The 15,049-nt window shown below is 63.2% G+C and carries 11 protein-coding genes; 8 read left to right on the top strand and 3 right to left on the bottom strand.

The genetic code is table 11. The annotated features are described in order from the left end of the window. Positions 1 to 464: 464 nt before the first annotated feature. Complete coding sequence (locus GGD63_RS33755) at positions 465 to 1,082, top strand: hypothetical protein (protein ID WP_183248632.1); 618 nt, start codon at positions 465 to 467, stop codon at positions 1,080 to 1,082. Positions 1,083 to 1,284: 202 nt separating this feature from the next. Then, positions 1,285 to 1,614, top strand: coding sequence for a hypothetical protein (locus GGD63_RS33750; RefSeq protein ID WP_183248630.1), 330 nt, complete (start codon positions 1,285 to 1,287; stop codon positions 1,612 to 1,614). Here the strand turns inward: GGD63_RS33750 and GGD63_RS33745 are convergent. Beyond that, positions 1,595 to 2,932 (bottom strand): hypothetical protein, encoded by a 1,338-nt coding sequence (locus tag GGD63_RS33745; protein ID WP_183248628.1) that lies wholly within the window; start codon positions 2,930 to 2,932, stop codon positions 1,595 to 1,597. The two genes, GGD63_RS33750 and GGD63_RS33745, sit on opposite strands and share 20 nt — an antisense overlap. 1,116 nt (positions 2,933 to 4,048) lie before the next feature. Here GGD63_RS33745 and GGD63_RS33735 point away from each other — a divergent pair. Then, a complete protein-coding gene (locus GGD63_RS33735) occupies positions 4,049 to 6,763 on the top strand; it encodes a CHAT domain-containing protein (protein ID WP_210316077.1) in 2,715 nt (904 codons plus the stop codon). Positions 6,764 to 6,776: 13 nt separating this feature from the next. Next, entirely contained in the window at positions 6,777 to 7,763 is a 987-nt protein-coding gene (locus GGD63_RS33730; protein WP_183248626.1) for a GDSL-type esterase/lipase family protein, read from the top strand. A 48-nt stretch (positions 7,764 to 7,811) separates the two neighbouring features. Here the strand turns inward: GGD63_RS33730 and GGD63_RS33725 are convergent, their stop codons facing one another. Then, positions 7,812 to 8,717: a LysR family transcriptional regulator gene (locus GGD63_RS33725; protein WP_183248624.1), complete on the bottom strand. Its 906-nt coding sequence runs from the start codon at positions 8,715 to 8,717 to the stop codon at positions 7,812 to 7,814. Between the two features lie 109 nt (positions 8,718 to 8,826). Between GGD63_RS33725 and GGD63_RS33720 the strand changes: the two genes are divergently transcribed. The 4 genes from GGD63_RS33720 to GGD63_RS33705 all read left to right on the top strand — a co-directional run bounded on the left by GGD63_RS33720 (position 8,827) and on the right by GGD63_RS33705 (position 13,533). Then, on the top strand, positions 8,827 to 10,467 hold the full coding sequence (locus tag GGD63_RS33720; protein WP_183248622.1) for an FAD-dependent oxidoreductase: 1,641 nt from the start codon (positions 8,827 to 8,829) through the stop codon (positions 10,465 to 10,467). A 79-nt stretch (positions 10,468 to 10,546) separates the two neighbouring features. Further along, positions 10,547 to 11,527, top strand: coding sequence for a tripartite tricarboxylate transporter substrate binding protein (locus GGD63_RS33715; RefSeq protein WP_183248621.1), 981 nt, complete (start codon positions 10,547 to 10,549; stop codon positions 11,525 to 11,527). Between the two features lie 132 nt (positions 11,528 to 11,659). Further along, positions 11,660 to 12,931 carry a DUF2157 domain-containing protein gene (locus GGD63_RS33710; protein ID WP_183248619.1) on the top strand — a complete coding sequence of 424 codons (1,272 nt, stop codon included), beginning with the start codon at positions 11,660 to 11,662 and terminating at the stop codon, positions 12,929 to 12,931. Further along, a complete protein-coding gene (locus GGD63_RS33705) occupies positions 12,928 to 13,533 on the top strand; it encodes a GDYXXLXY domain-containing protein (RefSeq protein WP_183248617.1) in 606 nt (201 codons plus the stop codon). Before GGD63_RS33710 ends, GGD63_RS33705 begins: the two co-directional genes overlap by 4 nt. Before the next feature lie 114 nt (positions 13,534 to 13,647). On the opposite strand, the gene GGD63_RS33700 is transcribed toward GGD63_RS33705, so the two are convergent. Then, complete coding sequence (locus tag GGD63_RS33700; protein WP_183248615.1) at positions 13,648 to 15,006, bottom strand: PLP-dependent aminotransferase family protein; 1,359 nt, start codon at positions 15,004 to 15,006, stop codon at positions 13,648 to 13,650. Positions 15,007 to 15,049 lie beyond the last annotated feature (43 nt).

Below are 15,049 nucleotides of genomic sequence, written 5' to 3'. Positions count from 1 at the left end.
CGCAGGCGTGACGATGATCTATCAAGAAAATTTCATATGCCAATGCGCAACAGCGATGGACAATGCACCGGGCGTACTGACGATCCGCAAACTGTGGGACCCCTTCAGGAAGTATATCGCTTTGAGGACGTTAATCCCGGCCCTCTCGTTGTTGAAAGAGCTTCCGAACCCAGACCGGCACGAGCCGACATTGTTTCTTCGGTATACTCGGGACTAACTTCAGAAATTGCCCATGTTTCTAGCGGTGAACCGACGTGCTTCGGTTTCGCAGCGCCATTGCCGACCAGTGCAACTGTTGGAACGCAGATTCTCGGCGGTATTGGTTGGCCCTTCTCGCGCTGGGAGCGGTACTCGCAGGCCCTACAGGATGCTCAAAAGTGGCAGCCTAGTAAGACGATCGTAATCCTTCGGGAGTTGAATGGTGCCGGAAACGGGCTCTTTTCAATCTCTTGGGCGCCACAGCAATGACAAATGGTGCGGCCGTTCAGCATGCCGACTGCCTCGAGTTTCCAGTTGGAGCCATTGTCGCTCGTCGGGGATTTGAAGATTTCGCTTCACGGTTTGTGTGGCTGGCGATTCCGCTGGAATACTACTTGCTCACCAGATTTACCGGCGGAGTCGAGATATGGTCTCTGCCCATCGTATTCATCGCGTTACTGACGATTGGGATGGCCATTGGCATCAGTTGTATAATGGCGCTTCTGATCCGGGATGGAGCATCTTACTCAGCCCGCGTTCGGATTTGGGCTGTCACTCTGTTGCTGCAGTGGGTTACGTCGCTTCTGATGTTAGCAATGGGCTATGTGCTCGGCCGCGGTTTCGGCGAGGACTACGACTTGCTCTATTTAGTAATGAGAGGTCTCCCGAACTTCGGCAGCTATCCCTGGGTGCTAGATCCACGAACATATACCATCTACGTTCTCTATTCAGTAGCGGCCGCTATCTTTATCAAATTGGTGGTCCGACTGTTTGGAGAGCCAGATTTCCCAGCCGATCTGCCTCGAGGTCCAAATTTGGTCTTCGTCGTGCCGCTCACGGCTGCAATCATGATGGTGGTTCATGGTTTGACCAGGCTGTCATAGATGATGAGATTTGTACTAGCAGGTAAAGGGCTGTTCACGGTGTCCTTATAGGACCGAGAGAGAGGGATTATCGGGGTGGTCGCGATGGCGGCGTGCCGGTGCGGCGGATCGCTGCGATCGGCGAGCACTACGACGGCAATTCGCTCTGTCGGCGCTTCCTCCGAGCCACTCAAACAAACCTTTGATCGAATGGGAGGAGTCCGTGCAAAAATTATTGGCAATGGTTTTGACAGTAGTGGGCGTTCACTCGGCTGCCGCAGCAAACTGGTCGACGGATCTTAGTGGTTCGAGAGCAACCACACTAACGTGCAAAGGGAATGGACGCGTGGGCGTCTTCTATTTCGAGAATAACGGTGCTCAGGCGGACAAGGGCTGCACGGCGCATTGCGAGTGGGTTGACAACAAAGGTCATGTCGAGCCCACCAATGGCGGCAAATGGGACATCGACGAAGATTTCAAAGGTGCAAAAGGAAGTGTCAGTTTGGATTTTGACATAATAGATTCTCAAAAGGCTAAATTGAGCTGCGACTAGAGATGCTCTCTCGATGACTGAGAATACGAGCGCATCTACCGCAGCGACTTGTATCCGGAGAATGTGTGAACAAATGGTGGGGAAGGCCCGAGGACGACAGCGATGACGAACCTCTGTTCGAGCCGAAGTTAAGAGGTGTCGTCACGGTACGTCCATTGATCGATGGATGCGATTGCCTGAAACACTCAACCAGGCCGGCTTCTAGGGGATCTCGTCCGGTGAGGCGCTCGCGCGCCCATGCGATCGATTCGTCCAACGAGAGGTCGCCGACCGCTTGTCCCGGCTCTTCTGCGGCGCGGGATGCCAGTGCGTTGAGGAATTGCCGCGCGTCTTCAACCTGCCTCCAGCGCGAAGCGAGCTCGAGAAACCCGCGCAGGCGGTTTCGTTCAAGCTGTTGCCTCTGGCGTTCCTTGTAGCGGCGCATCTCCTCTTCGTGCCGCCGCCGCTCGTTTTCCTCATATTGCCGGCGGCGCTCCTGCAGGATTGGTGCTGCCGCGATGAAGACGGCCGCGATTTCCGGCAATTGAGCTTCGAGCAGCTCGTCAGCGGCGTCGATCCAGGAGTGGCGCAGCGTGGGATGCGGCCGGGGTTCGATCGACAGCTGCAAGAGGCCGGTCGGCTGCATCTCCTGCCTCCATGGCCGTTTTGGATTGAACCCGCGCTTCTTGTCCTCTTCGGTCAGGGGCTGCCGGACGTGGCGATATTTCTCCTTGATGACGAGAGCAGCCACCTGCCTGGCGATCTCCACGGCTGGGCGCCCGCGCTCGTCGACCTTCGCCGTGTAGCCGTGCTTCTCCAGCGCGATGAACAGGGTGCTGAGGAGGCGATGGCGGCGACGCTCCATCATCGTAAAGTCCGGCGGCACATAGCCGCCGCGACTCCAGGAATAGCGCTTGGCCTGCTCGCGCTCGCGTTGGCGCTCCTCGATCCAGCCGGCGACGACGCGATGGGGCTGATGAAGTTTGCTGGGGACCCTGAGCGCCGCGGTCAGCCGGCGTGCCGTGGCAAGGCCCCCCTCGAGTTCGGATGGCATCTGGGGCGGTAGTGAGGCCGGTAGGCTCGGTGCGATCGTCACCTGCGCCCTCGTGCCCGAGCTGATCGCCGGCAAGGCCGCCTGGATGACCTTCTTGCCGGCCTCCCTGCGGGCCCAGTAGCCTCGCGGCGGATAGGGTACGTCAAGGCGCCGGCAGATCTTGGCGAGGCCGTTGCCGGAAAGACCGTACTGGATCGCCAGTCGGCTCATCGGCGTAGCCCAGACCAGCGCATACAGCTCTTCACGGCTGAGGGTGACGGACTTCCTTGTTTCTGCGTCGGGCATGTCGTTGGCTCGCAATCCTGGCTGGTGGCGGGAGGAAGGGGCTTGCACCCGACCGGTGCAAGCCCCTGGCCGCGAGCAAGGCTACGCCGCCCGCGGGCCATCTTCGCGGCGGAGGCGTTCTTGGAACGCCAAGGATAGCAGGCACGCAAGCGAGCAATCGATCGAGCTGGCGAGCCAGCAAGCAAACAAGCTGGCAAGTCAGCAAGCCTGCGGATCGACAAGCTGACATGTTAGCAAGATCATGTGCGGCCCCGCGTGCGATTAGTCACCGGAACTGGCGGGATACTCAGCAGCTCGGCACCCGTGGGCGAGGGCGGATCGGTGGCTGACCCGCAACTTCCCGGTACAGCAACTCACGGGTAGGATACAGGCCGGATGACGGTAAGACACGGTGTGATCCGAAATATCCCGACAAGTTCGAGCCGCTGCGGGGAGCCATGGGGAGCGAAACCGGCTGCCAGCGTGCGAACTGATAGCAAGCTATCAAGCTGACAGAACAAGTCCGCTTGCGCGCAGCGCATTTAATCTAGTTTGCCGTACGTTCCGATTGCATCGAGAGGGGGCTTGCGTTTTTCGTTCGTACCGGCAATTGTACCAGCGGCGTCGCCACCTGCACGAAACGCCTGCAAATTGGGGTACGGAGGATAACTGGCGCAGAATCCCTCCCTCTCCGCCAGCTTACCGCGCCATGCGGACAACCCAATCAAACCGATCGTCTCTAGAGCTACCGGCTTCGGACGGCGGATACCGGGGTCCGGAGGTGCATAAGCTTCCCAAGTTGCATACGAGGTTCGATTCACTTCGCCCGATCAGCGGGCGCTGATGTCTTGTTGACAATCCGATTCCCGGCATTCAACCTAACATTGGCATCGGATTTCGATACACTTTCGTGGCTGTTTTGAGTGCGCCGAATACTTTGATCGTTGCATGCGTGGCACGTGGAGATATTGCCGTGACCAATCTGCTTTGCAATCCAGCAGAGAATGCCGGTTACGGCGCTGAGCACATTGCAAATTCGCCATAGGGGGCGGTCGGTGCCAGAGCGCAAATAGTCTCGCGGCAAACGCCGGTGTGACTTCGTTGCGTGGTGACAATTGCTGAGAGCCAGGGGGTCCGATGTCAGTCATCATCTGCCGGCCAAAGATTCTTCAGCCCGAAATGCTCGCGAACGCGGAGCGGAGAGCGCTGATCATCAATCCAGCCAACGAGACCGAGCGGCACACGATCGAACGCACGCCCGTCGGACGTCGAGGTGGCCCGCGGCGCATTGCCGTAGTGATCGGTCGCAAGTGGCCGGCCAAGGGAGTGCAATTGAGCGTCTCTTTCATGGACAGCCCGAAGAGCGATTTGCGAAATCGCATCCTGCTGCACATGAACGCTTGGGGAAAGAAAGCCAACGTGAAATTTGCCGAGACCTCCGGCGTTGGACAGGTCCGCATTGCGCGGCTCGATTCTCCCGAAGACCAGGCTGGCTACTGGTCCTATGTCGGCACCGAGATCCTGGAGATCGACAAGGATCAGCCGACCATGAACCTCGAAGGCTTCACGATGCGAACGTCGGAAGCCGAATTCAAGCGCGTCGTCCGCCATGAAGCCGGGCATACTTTGGGCTTCGACCACGAGCACATGCGCAGCGACATCGTCAAACTCATCGATCGCGACAAGGCTATCAGCTTCTTCGACGAGGACCAGGGCTGGACTCCCGAGGAGGTGAAAGAGCAGGTTCTGACGCCGCTGGCGAAGAAGTCGATCATGGGCACCAAGGAAGCTGATCCGATCTCGATTATGTGCTACCAGTTGCCCGCCGCGATCATGAAGAACGGCAAGCCCATCAAGGGCGGCAAGGACATCAATCCGAGGGACCATGCGTTCGCGGCCTCGCTCTATCCAAAGACGAGCAGGACCGCCAAACCGCCGCCACTCGATTTCGAGGATATCTCGCAGCCGACGCCGGGATCGACTGAGCCTCAGTCCTCAGAGCAGCCGGACGCCACGACTGCGCCCGGGCCTGGGACCGGGGCCACACCACACAGCGTGCAGGGAAACGTCTTCGAACTCGTGATCATGGATGAGTTTCGGCCGAACCATGACGCGCCACGCAGCGCCGGTGGTGCGACACCAGAATTCGCCCAGGTGCTTGCGAGTTACGGCGGCGCGCGCGTCACGTCGGTGATGCGGCTTCGCGCCGGCGAAGACGGCGAGAAGACTCTGTTCGGAAAAATCATCGGAACGCACGAGCGCATCAAGAAATACACCAACCGGGAAGAAGGTTCGCTTCCCGGGGACAAGGACATGATCACCTTCGGCGAACAGCTGTTCGATACGCTGTTTCAGGGTGACGTCCGCCGCCTGTACGACGAAGCGCGCACGCGGCAGGGCCGCAAGCTCGATTTCATCTTCACCTCGATGATTCCCTGGATCGCGGAAAAGCCCTGGGAGTTCACCTACGACCCGGGGCGGGAGTGCTTCCTTGCAACCGAAGAGATGCGCTTCTCGCGCAATGTTCTGACCAGTATTCCCGCCGACCAGATCAACCCAGGCTCCGGGCCGCTGCGAATCCTGGTCGCGTCGGCTCAGCCCGTCGGATATGGCCGATTGTCCACCGAGCAGGAAGAGGCTGTGATCCGGAGTGGCTTCGAGCCGCTCATCGCGGCCGGGCTCGTGACCGTTACAACGCTGCCGCGGGCAACGCCCACAAAGCTGCACGGCTATCTCTCGAACGGAAAATTCGACGTCGTCCATTTCATCGGCCACGGGACGTACGATGAGAGCCGCGGTGAGGGGCGCCTCGTCTTCGTAAATGAGAAAGAACAAGAGCACAGTCTTGGCGAACGCTCGGTGCGGGAGATTTTCTGCAGCCGAAACCTGAGCCTGGTGTTTCTCAACGCCTGCGAAACCGGTGCCGCGGGGCGCGCCGAGTTCAATAAGGGCGTCGCGCAGTCGCTGGTCGCGCACGGGCTGCCGGCGGTGGTCGCAAACCAGTATAGTGTGCTGGACTCGTCCGCCACCTCGTTCGCGCAGCACTTCTATTGGTCGCTCGCCCAGGGCAATTCGCTCGGCGATTCGGCGCGGGAAGCGCGCATTGCGGTCAACTATTCATTGCACGGCGAACCGATCGACTGGGCCATCCCCGTGCTGTATGCACGAGATTCAAGCCTTGTGCTGTGCAGGCCCCCTGCAAAGCGCAGCTTCGTTCCCGAGACCCGCGTGCGTCCCGACGCACGGCGCGCGACTGCTGGACACACTGCCCGCATCGCCGTCTGGGACATGGACAACGTCTTTCCGGCACTGGATCGCACGCTCGCGCAGATGAATGCTGCCCAGAAGGAATTTGGCTTCGAGCTCGTCCGGCTGTCGGTTCCACTCGATGTCTGGGACCTGCAGAAGGGCAAACCGATGATTCTGTGGGCGGAACGCCTTGCAGGTCGATTGCGCGGGATGCCGGTCGAGCTGGACGTCGACATCCTCGCCTGTATCACGCGCCATCCGCTGCGGGATGATGCGTGGGAGAATATCTACGGGTGGTGGCCGAACAATCAGGAGCCGCGGATCCTGATCGGCTCCGTGGCCGGATTCAACCAGCTCGCGCCGGAGGGGCGTGAAACCGATCGCGTCATCGCCAATGCGATGGTTTCGGGCCTCGCCGGATTTTATGGCGATCTGGACGGCCACGCGAAGGGAAGCAAGGAGTGCCCGCTGTACTTCAACCTGGAGCGCAATTTCGAACATCTCATCGCCCGGCAAAGGTTCGACGAGGGTTGCCGGAAAAAGCTGAAGGGTCTTGGTGTGCAGCTCGATGCACTCGATGCACTGCTCAATGTCTTTCCATGAAGAGAGGTGAGCGATGGCGAAGAAGGCACGCAAGTCGAGGCGGTCGGCGCGCGTTCCTGCCGGTGTGAGCGCCGCAATAAAGAGCGGCCAGGCGATGGCGGAGGATGTCATCGCATTCCGAACCGGACAGACGCGCAAGCGGGCAGCGGCAGTCAGACGGATGGCGCGTGCGCCCAAACCGCGGCGAGCGCCGGCTCCGCCGCAGATTCCCTCACGGACGCGAGCCTTGCTCGGAACTGCGGTGAGCGCGGGTGTGCTGATCGCCGAAGGCGATTCCTGGTTTGATTATCCTTTCTACGACGTTCTGCAGATGCTCGAGGACGACTATCTCTACGATGTGGAATCCGTTGCTCACAAGGGCGACACGGTCGAAGACATGGCGCACTCGGGCGGCCAGTTCGAGGAATTTGCGCGCCGGCTGGAGAAATTATTGCGTGCGAACAAGGTCCCGCGGGCGATTCTGCTGTCCGGCGGCGGCAATGACATTGCCGGAGACGAATTCGCGATCCTGCTCAACCACGCGGCGTCCTCCCTACCGGCCATCAATGACGACATTGTTCGCGGGTTGATCGATGTGCGGCTGCGAGCGGCCTATGCACGAATCATCAGCGGTCTGACCACGATCGCGCAAACCTATCTCGGCCGACCGATTCCCATCGTGACTCATGGCTACGATTACGCGCTTCCCGATGGCCGGGGCTACCTGGGCGGATTCTGGCTGCTGCCCGGCCCCTGGCTGGAGCCCGGGTTTCGGAAAAAGGGGCACGTTGACTTCGGCAAGAATTCCGCCGTGATCGTCAAGCTCATCGACCGGTTCAACGCGATCTTGAAGGACGTCAGTGCTACTCCCGGCTTTGAACACGTCCACTATCTGAACCTTCGCAACACCCTTCGGCACGACGGGACCTACAAGAAGGATTGGGGAAACGAGCTGCATCCGACGGAAGAGGGCTTCAGGCTGGTCAGCAAGAAATTTGCTGACCTTGTTGGGAAGCTCTAGGTCGTCGCGACTCGTCAATCGAGCCTTGAACGCCAGGAGTCTGGCGGATCACGCCTGCGACCCTCGCGCTGCCAGCACCGCCCGCGCCGTCGCTACAAACGACTGCGCCGCAGGCGACAACGTCCGCCCCTGACGCTGCAGCAATGAGACCGGTCGCGTAATCGCCGGTCGCACCAGCGGCCTTGCGATCAGCGTTGGAAACTGGTCGGCCGGCAGCATCGTGGCGGGAAGGATGGCGAGGCCGAGGCCCTGGGCTGTCATGGCGAGCGCGGTGTTGATCAGCGTCACTTCATAGGTCGGATCGAGGCGCTTGCCCTGCGCACTAAGTGCCTGATCGATCTGCATGCGGATCCGCGTCTCGCTGCGCATCGCGATGGTCGGCAGTTGCGCCAGCTCGTCCCATGTGAGGGAGCGCCGCGCGGCGAAGTCCGCGGTGCGGCGGCCGATGGCGCTGAGGCGGCCGCTTGTCAGTGTCTCGACCGTCATGTCGGCGAATTCGCCTTCCACGCTGCCGATCGCGAACTCCGCATCGGTGGTGCTCAGGCGCGGCACGAGATCGTCGGCGGCAACATCCCGCATGTCGATCTCGATGCCGGGATGGCTGGCGCGGAATTTCGCGAGCACTGACGGCATCAGCGCCGAGGCGGCGCCGGCTGACGCGACGAACGCGACGCGGCCGGCGCGGGCCTGCGCGAGGTCGCGCATACGGCGGGACAGGCCGTGCGCATCGCTCAGCATGCGTTCGGCGGCGTCGAACGCCTCGTCGGCGGCCAGCGTCGGCTGCACCGAGCGTGTGGAGCGGTCGAACAGTCTGACGCCGAGCTGGGCTTCGAGTTGCTGGATCAACAGGCTCGCCGCCGATTGCGTGATCCCGAGCTCGCGGGCGGCCCGCGTGATGCTGCGCGTCCGGTACACGCCCGTGAAGGCCCGCAATTGGCGCAAGGTGACATTCATAGGCATATCTCATGAATTGATGAGCTCTTTCCGGCTTATCGCATAAACGGACCTGCAATAAAATGCATGATGCGCGGACGGAGAATCCGCAGCGAGGATGGGAGTGAACATGAGGACACAGGTACTGGTGGTGGGCGCCGGGCCCGTCGGATTGACCGCGGCGATGGATCTGGCCTCGCGCGGGATCGACGTCGTCGTCGCGGAGATCCGTCACGCCGGCGATCCGCCCAGCGTCAAGTGCAATCACGTGTCGGCGCGCTCGATGGAGATCTTCCGACGGCTGGGCGTTGCCGCCAAGCTGCGCGATGCGGGTCTGCCTGCGGACTTTCCCAACGATTGCTCCTATCGGACCACGGCGACCGGCACTGAGCTCTGCCGCATCGACATTCCCTCCCGCGCGCGCCGCTATAGCGCGACCGGCGGTCCCGACACCTGGTGGCCGACGCCCGAGCCGCCGCACCGGATCAACCAGATCTATCTCGAGCCGATCCTGTTCAGCCATGCCGCGGCGCAGCCGCGGATCAGGATCCTGGCGCGCACGGAAATCACCGACATCGAGCAGCACGACGACCATGTCGTCGCACTGGCGCGCGATCTCGACAGCGGCGATTCGCGCCGCATCGAAGCGTCCTTCGCGATCGGCTGCGACGGCAGCCGTTCCCTCGTTCGCAAATCGATCGGTGCCAGCCTGTCCGGCACGCCGGTGATCCAGCGCGTGCAATCGACCTTCATCGAAGCGCCGCAACTGAAGGAGTTGATGGGCGCACACAAGCCGGCCTGGATGGTGCTCTCGCTCAATCCGCGCCGTTCCGGCACCACGGTCGCGATCGACGGTCACGACCGCTGGCTGATTCACAATCACCTGAAGCCCGACGAGCCCGAATTCGACTCGGTCGATCGCGATTGGTCCATCCGCGCCATCCTCGGTGTGGACGAGCGCTTTGAATACAAGGTTATCAGCAAGGAGGACTGGGTCGGACGTCGCCTCGTGGCCGATCGCTTCCGCGACCGCAGGGTCTTCATCTGCGGCGACGCCGCGCATTTGTGGATGCCCTATGCCGGCTACGGCATGAATGCGGGCATTGCCGACGCCGTCGACCTCTGCTGGCAATTGGCGGCCCATCTGAACGGCTGGGCGCCGGCTGCGATCCTTGATGCCTATGAGGCGGAGCGCCAGCCCATCACCGAGCAGGTGTCGCGCTTTGCGATGGACCACGCGATGAAGATGATGGCGCAGCGCGGCGGCGTCTCGGCGGAGATCGAGGACGACACGCCGCGCGGCCAAGCGGCGCGCGCGACACTGGCCAGGGCAGCCTACGATCTCAACGTGCAGCAATATTGCTGCGCCGGCCTCAACTTCGGTTACTATTACGATGCCTCGCCGATCATCGCCTATGATGGCGAGACGCCGCCGCCTTACGCGATGGGCAGCTTCACGCCCTCCACCGTGCCGGGCGCCCGCGCGCCGCATCTGTTCCTGCGTGACGGGCGGTCGCTCTACGATGCGTTCGGCGCCGGCTACACATTGCTGCGGTTCGACCCGGCGATCGACGTGACGCGGATGCAGTCCGCCGCGAGGGAGCGCAGCGTGCCGCTTGCGCTGGTCGACATCGCGCCGGAGGAGGCGAACGGCGCCTATGCCGAGAAGCTGGTGCTGGCGCGGCCCGATCAGCACATCGCCTGGCGCGGGCAGGCCGCGCCCGAAGATCCACTGGGCTTGCTGGCGCGCATCACTGGCGCTGCGGCGTAAGGCGATTTCAAGCGGACAGTCTGGCGGCACAGGCCGCCGGCCGTGTTTCAAGAACAAAAGCCTACTTAAGGAGGAGAACTTGTTTCACGCTGCAAGGCGCCGCATCCTGGCCGTGCTGACGACTGCGACTTTCGCCGTGTTGCCGCTGGAGGCAGGCCGTGCCGCCTATCCGGAGCAATTGATCAAGGTCATCGTGACCTTCCCACCCGGCGGCAGCGCCGACACCGTCATCCGCGCGCTCGAGCCGCTCGTCACCGCCGAGCTCAAGCAGAGCCTGGTCATCGAGAACCGCGCGGGGGCCGGCGGCAACATCGGCATGGCCGCGGTGGCGCAGGCCAGGCCCGACGGCTACACGCTCGGCGTGGCGCCGGCGGGCGCGTTGACGGTGAATCCGCACCTCAATTCCGCGATGCCGTTCGAGCTGAAGGATCTCGCGCCCATCACCCTGCTCGCGGAAATTCCCTTTGTGCTGGTCGCGTCCGCGAATATCCCGGCGCACACCACCGCGGAGACGATCGCGCTGGCCAAGGCCAAGCCGGGAGCGCTGTCGATCGGGCATGGCGGCAACTCGACGGCGATGCATTTGACGGCTGCGCTGTTCACGCAGAAGACCGGGATCGCCATGGAGTTGGTCCCGTATCGCGGGACGGCGCCGGCGACGGTCGATGTTCTCGCGGGCCACGTCCCCTTCGCGGTGCTGGATATTCCGGCATCGCGGCAATTGATCCTCGACGGCAAGCTCAACGCGATCGGTGTGTCGTCGGCGCGTCGCCTGTCATCCCTGCCCGACGTGCCGACGCTTGCCGAGAGCGGCATTGCGGGTTTCGAATCCGTCGGCTGGTTCGGGCTCGTTGCCCCCGCTGGCACGCCTGCGGATGTCATTGGCCGGCTGAACGAAGCCTTCACCAAAGCCCTGAAGGATCCCGCGGTGGTCGAGAAGATCAGGACCCTCGGCGCAGAGCCGGCACCGATGACGCCCGAGCAGTTCGGCCGCTTCATTCAGAGCGAAAGCACGAAATGGGGCAAGCTGATCAGTGAGGCCGGCATCAAGGCGAACTAGACAAGGCGTGCTGGCGGATGCGACGCTCTCCCTGAGCAGCCTTGCCGTATCGGCGACGGCTTGAACCCACCACCGTCGGCATCCGACCAAGCAACATCCCGCCGGCTGACTGGCGCCAGGTAACCCACGACGATGTTCGACAAAGCCTACCGGCAGCGCCTCGAAGCTGATCTTGCGCAATGGGAAGCCGATGGCGTGATCGCGCCGGCGGCGGCCGCCAGCATCCGAAACGCGCTTCCACCGCTGTCGCCCGGCATCAACATCGCCGTGGTCGTCGCCATCGTCGGCGGCCTCCTGATCGCAGCCGCGTTCCTCGCCTTCATCGCGGCGCACTGGACGGAGATCGTGCGACTGATGCGGTTTGCGATCCTGATCGCCGGCATGGCCGTCGCCGGCGGTCTCGGCGCCTGGTTCGCCGCGAAGGGGCACACCGTTCTCGCCGATCTCTGTGCGAGCATCGGCGCGATCATCTTCGGCGCCGGTATCGCGCTGGTCGGCCAGATGTATCATCTCGGCGAAGACTTTGCCGGCGGCATGCTGTTGTGGTCGATCGGCGCGTTTGCAGCGGCGGTGCTGACCGGCTCGCGCGGCGCGCTCGCGGTCGGCCTCGCGGCTGCCTCGGTGTGGACCTGCATGCGCGTTTACGATGCGCCTGATGTCCTGCATCTTCCGTTCCTGGCGGTCTGGCTGTTCGCCGCCGCTCTCGCCTTCGCCTGGCATTCCCGCGTCGCCGCCCACCTCGTCGCGATCGCAGTGCTGCCGTGGTGGATTGCGACGTCGTTTCGCTTCGAGTTCGACGGCGCCCAGCCGTCTTTCGTGCTCGCGAACGGCGCGGCCTTGCTGTTCGGCGCCGGGCTCGCGATCGCCGCCGCGCCGTCGCCGAGGGCGCTCCGGCTCGGCAGCGTTCTGTCGATTTACGGAGCGTTTTCGCTGGCCGTCGCCGCGTTCCTGGAGGTGACGACGGTTGACGACATCGTCCGCTTCCGGACCGGTTCTGGTGCGGGCCAGCCGCTTTGGGCCATTGTGTGCGGGGTTGCCGGCGTGATCCTTGCGCTGGCATCCGCCGGGATCACCAGGCGCGCAGGTGAAGTCCTGGCAGCATCTGCGATCGGGCTGGTGCTGCTCGCGGCGCCGGTCTGGCCGGCATCGATGGCCGGCGAGTCCTGGTTCGCCTATGCCGCGCTGCTCTCAGCCATGCTCTGTCTCGTCGTCTCCGGCATGCTCGATGACGTGCGTCCGCGCATCGTCGCCGGCTGGCTCGGGATTGCCGGCGTCATCGCCGGCATCACCTGGGCAGTGAAAGGGTCGCTGCTGCGCCGCTCGGCTTTCCTTGCGGCGGCGGGCGTCGCGGCCGTCGCATTTGCAACCGCGCTCAACCGCATTCTGCCGAGGGCCGAGCGATGACCGAGCTGATCGCATCCGCCACAAAACTCTGGCAGCGCATTCCGAAAGCCGTGCTGTTCGGTGTCGCCATCCTGATCCAATGCGTGCTGCTGGTCCTGATGATCGCCGATCGCATGCAGATCCTGCGCGACGGCCGTGAAGTGACCCTGCAGACCCAGCCCGTCGATCCCCGCGATCTCCTGCGCGGCGATTATGTCGTGCTCCGCTACGACATTTCGCAGCTGCCGGCGGGCGCACTCACCGGTAAGCCGTCCGGGACGCGCAATCCCGTCGTGTTCGTCAAGCTCGCGCCCAATGCCAACGGGCTTTACGAGGCCGTCTCGGTGCATGCCGAGCCTGTTCCCGTCACGGCTCCCGAAATCCTGATCCGCGGCCGCGTCAGTTATTCCTGCGGTTCGTCCAGCCCCATCTTCTGTGACAAGCTGACGATCAAATACGGTCTCGAAAGCTATTTCGTGCCCGAAGGCCAGGGCAGGACGCTCGAGCAGGCCCGCAACCAGCAGAAGCTGCGCGTCGTTGCCGCCGTGCTGCCCTCAGGCCGCGCCGCCATCAAGCGGCTGCTGCTCGACGGCGAGCCGGTGTATGAGGAGCCGTGGTATTAGAGCATGATTCGGAAAAGTGTGCAGCGGTTTTCCGAAAAGATCATGCTCAAACAATAACCTAAAGCGCGATGGCGATTCATCCTGATCCTATCGCGCTTTAGGCGTCGCCGATCTTCAAGCCGCCTTCAGCGCCCGCCGCAGCACGTCCCACATGCGCGGCTCGTTCATGTGCCCCACGTTGAATCGCATGAAGCTCGTTGCCGTCTGCGACACGCTGAACACGTTGCCGGGCGCCAGCACGACATCCTCTTCGAGCGCTGCGCGCGCCACCGCGGTGGCGTCCTGTCCGCCCGCAAGGCGGCACCAGAGAAAGAAGCCGCCGCGCGGCATCAGCCAGGGCTCGATGCCAAGGGCCTGAAGTTTTCGCGCGATGTCGCGGCGCGTGCGTGTGAGTCTCTGCCTGAGCTCGTCCATATGCTTGCGATAGCTGCCGCCGGCCAGCACGTTGGCGATGAGTTCGGTCGCAACCGGGCTCGGGCCGCCAAAGCTGGTCGCGACCTGGAGGTCGACCAATTGCTCGATCCAGTCCGCTCGCCCCGCGATGTAGCCGCAGCGCACCGAGGCCGACAGCGTCTTGGAGAAGCTGCCGATGCGGATCACGCGATCGAGCCCGTCGAGCGCGGCAAGGCGCGGCGAGCGCTCCGGCTCGAAATCGCCAAAGATGTCGTCCTCGACGATGGTGAGATCGTGCGCGGCCGCCGCCGTCAGAAGCCGGTGCGCGGTCTGCACGGACAGCGTCGCGCCGGTCGGATTGTGCAGCGCTGAATTGGTGATGTAGAGCCGCGGCCGCTCGCTGCCGAGGATCTGCTCGAGGTGCGCGATGTCCGGGCCCGACGGCGTATAGGGCACGCCGATGATCCTGGCCTGATGCGCCCGCAGCAGCGCGCGAAAATTGAAGTAGCAGGGGTCATCGACCAGCACGGTGTCGCCCGGGCGGAGCAGGAAGCGGCAGATCAGGTCGGTTGCCTGCGTGCCCGAGCCCGTCAGCATCAGCTGGTTGATCGAGGCCTCGATCTCGTCTTCGGCCAGGCGCTTCAGCAGCAGCCGGCGCAGGGCGGGGGAGCCGGATGTCGAGCCGTAATTGGTCAATACACTCGCATCCGTGCGGGCGAGTGCGCGCGCGGCGCGGCGCAGAGCGTCCTCCGGCATCCAGTTCGGCGGCAGCCAGCCGCAGCCGGGCTTGAGCACGCTCTCGTCGGCATCGAGCGATTGCCTGGACACCCAGAACGGGTCGACCGCGCGGTCGCGGCGCGGCTCGGCTTCGGTCAATGCCAGCGGCGGCATGACGCTCGGCGAAACATAGAAGCCCGAGCCGCGGCGGGCGCGGATCAGACCCTCGGCCGCCAGGCGATCATAGGCTTCCACCACCGTGGAGGGCGAAACGCCCATCGTCGCGGCGAGACCCCGGATCGATGGCAGCCGGTCGCCGGGACCGAGCGCGCGGCCGGCCACCCTGGCGCGGATCGCGCTCATCACATCGGTCGTCCGCGTTCCGTTGCGCCCCTTTGTTTGCGCG

This window comes from Bradyrhizobium sp. cir1 (assembly GCF_014198245.1).
In the GTDB taxonomy this organism is placed as follows: Bacteria; Pseudomonadota; Alphaproteobacteria; order Rhizobiales; family Xanthobacteraceae; genus Bradyrhizobium.
Note: the sequence above shows the minus strand (reverse complement) of the source record. Positions and strands in the feature narration are given on the sequence as shown.

Coding starts and splice junctions, on each gene's coding strand:
- GGD63_RS33755 (WP_183248632.1), top strand. CDS start 465: ATGACAAATGGTGCGGCCGTTCAGCATGCCGACTGCCTCGAGTTTCCA.
- GGD63_RS33745 (WP_183248628.1), bottom strand. CDS start 2,932: ATGCCCGACGCAGAAACAAGGAAGTCCGTCACCCTCAGCCGTGAAGAG.
- GGD63_RS33735 (WP_210316077.1), top strand. CDS start 4,049: ATGTCAGTCATCATCTGCCGGCCAAAGATTCTTCAGCCCGAAATGCTC.
- GGD63_RS33730 (WP_183248626.1), top strand. CDS start 6,777: ATGGCGAAGAAGGCACGCAAGTCGAGGCGGTCGGCGCGCGTTCCTGCC.
- GGD63_RS33725 (WP_183248624.1), bottom strand. CDS start 8,717: ATGAATGTCACCTTGCGCCAATTGCGGGCCTTCACGGGCGTGTACCGG.
- GGD63_RS33720 (WP_183248622.1), top strand. CDS start 8,827: ATGAGGACACAGGTACTGGTGGTGGGCGCCGGGCCCGTCGGATTGACC.
- GGD63_RS33710 (WP_183248619.1), top strand. CDS start 11,660: ATGTTCGACAAAGCCTACCGGCAGCGCCTCGAAGCTGATCTTGCGCAA.
- GGD63_RS33705 (WP_183248617.1), top strand. CDS start 12,928: ATGACCGAGCTGATCGCATCCGCCACAAAACTCTGGCAGCGCATTCCG.
- GGD63_RS33700 (WP_183248615.1), bottom strand. CDS start 15,006: ATGAGCGCGATCCGCGCCAGGGTGGCCGGCCGCGCGCTCGGTCCCGGC.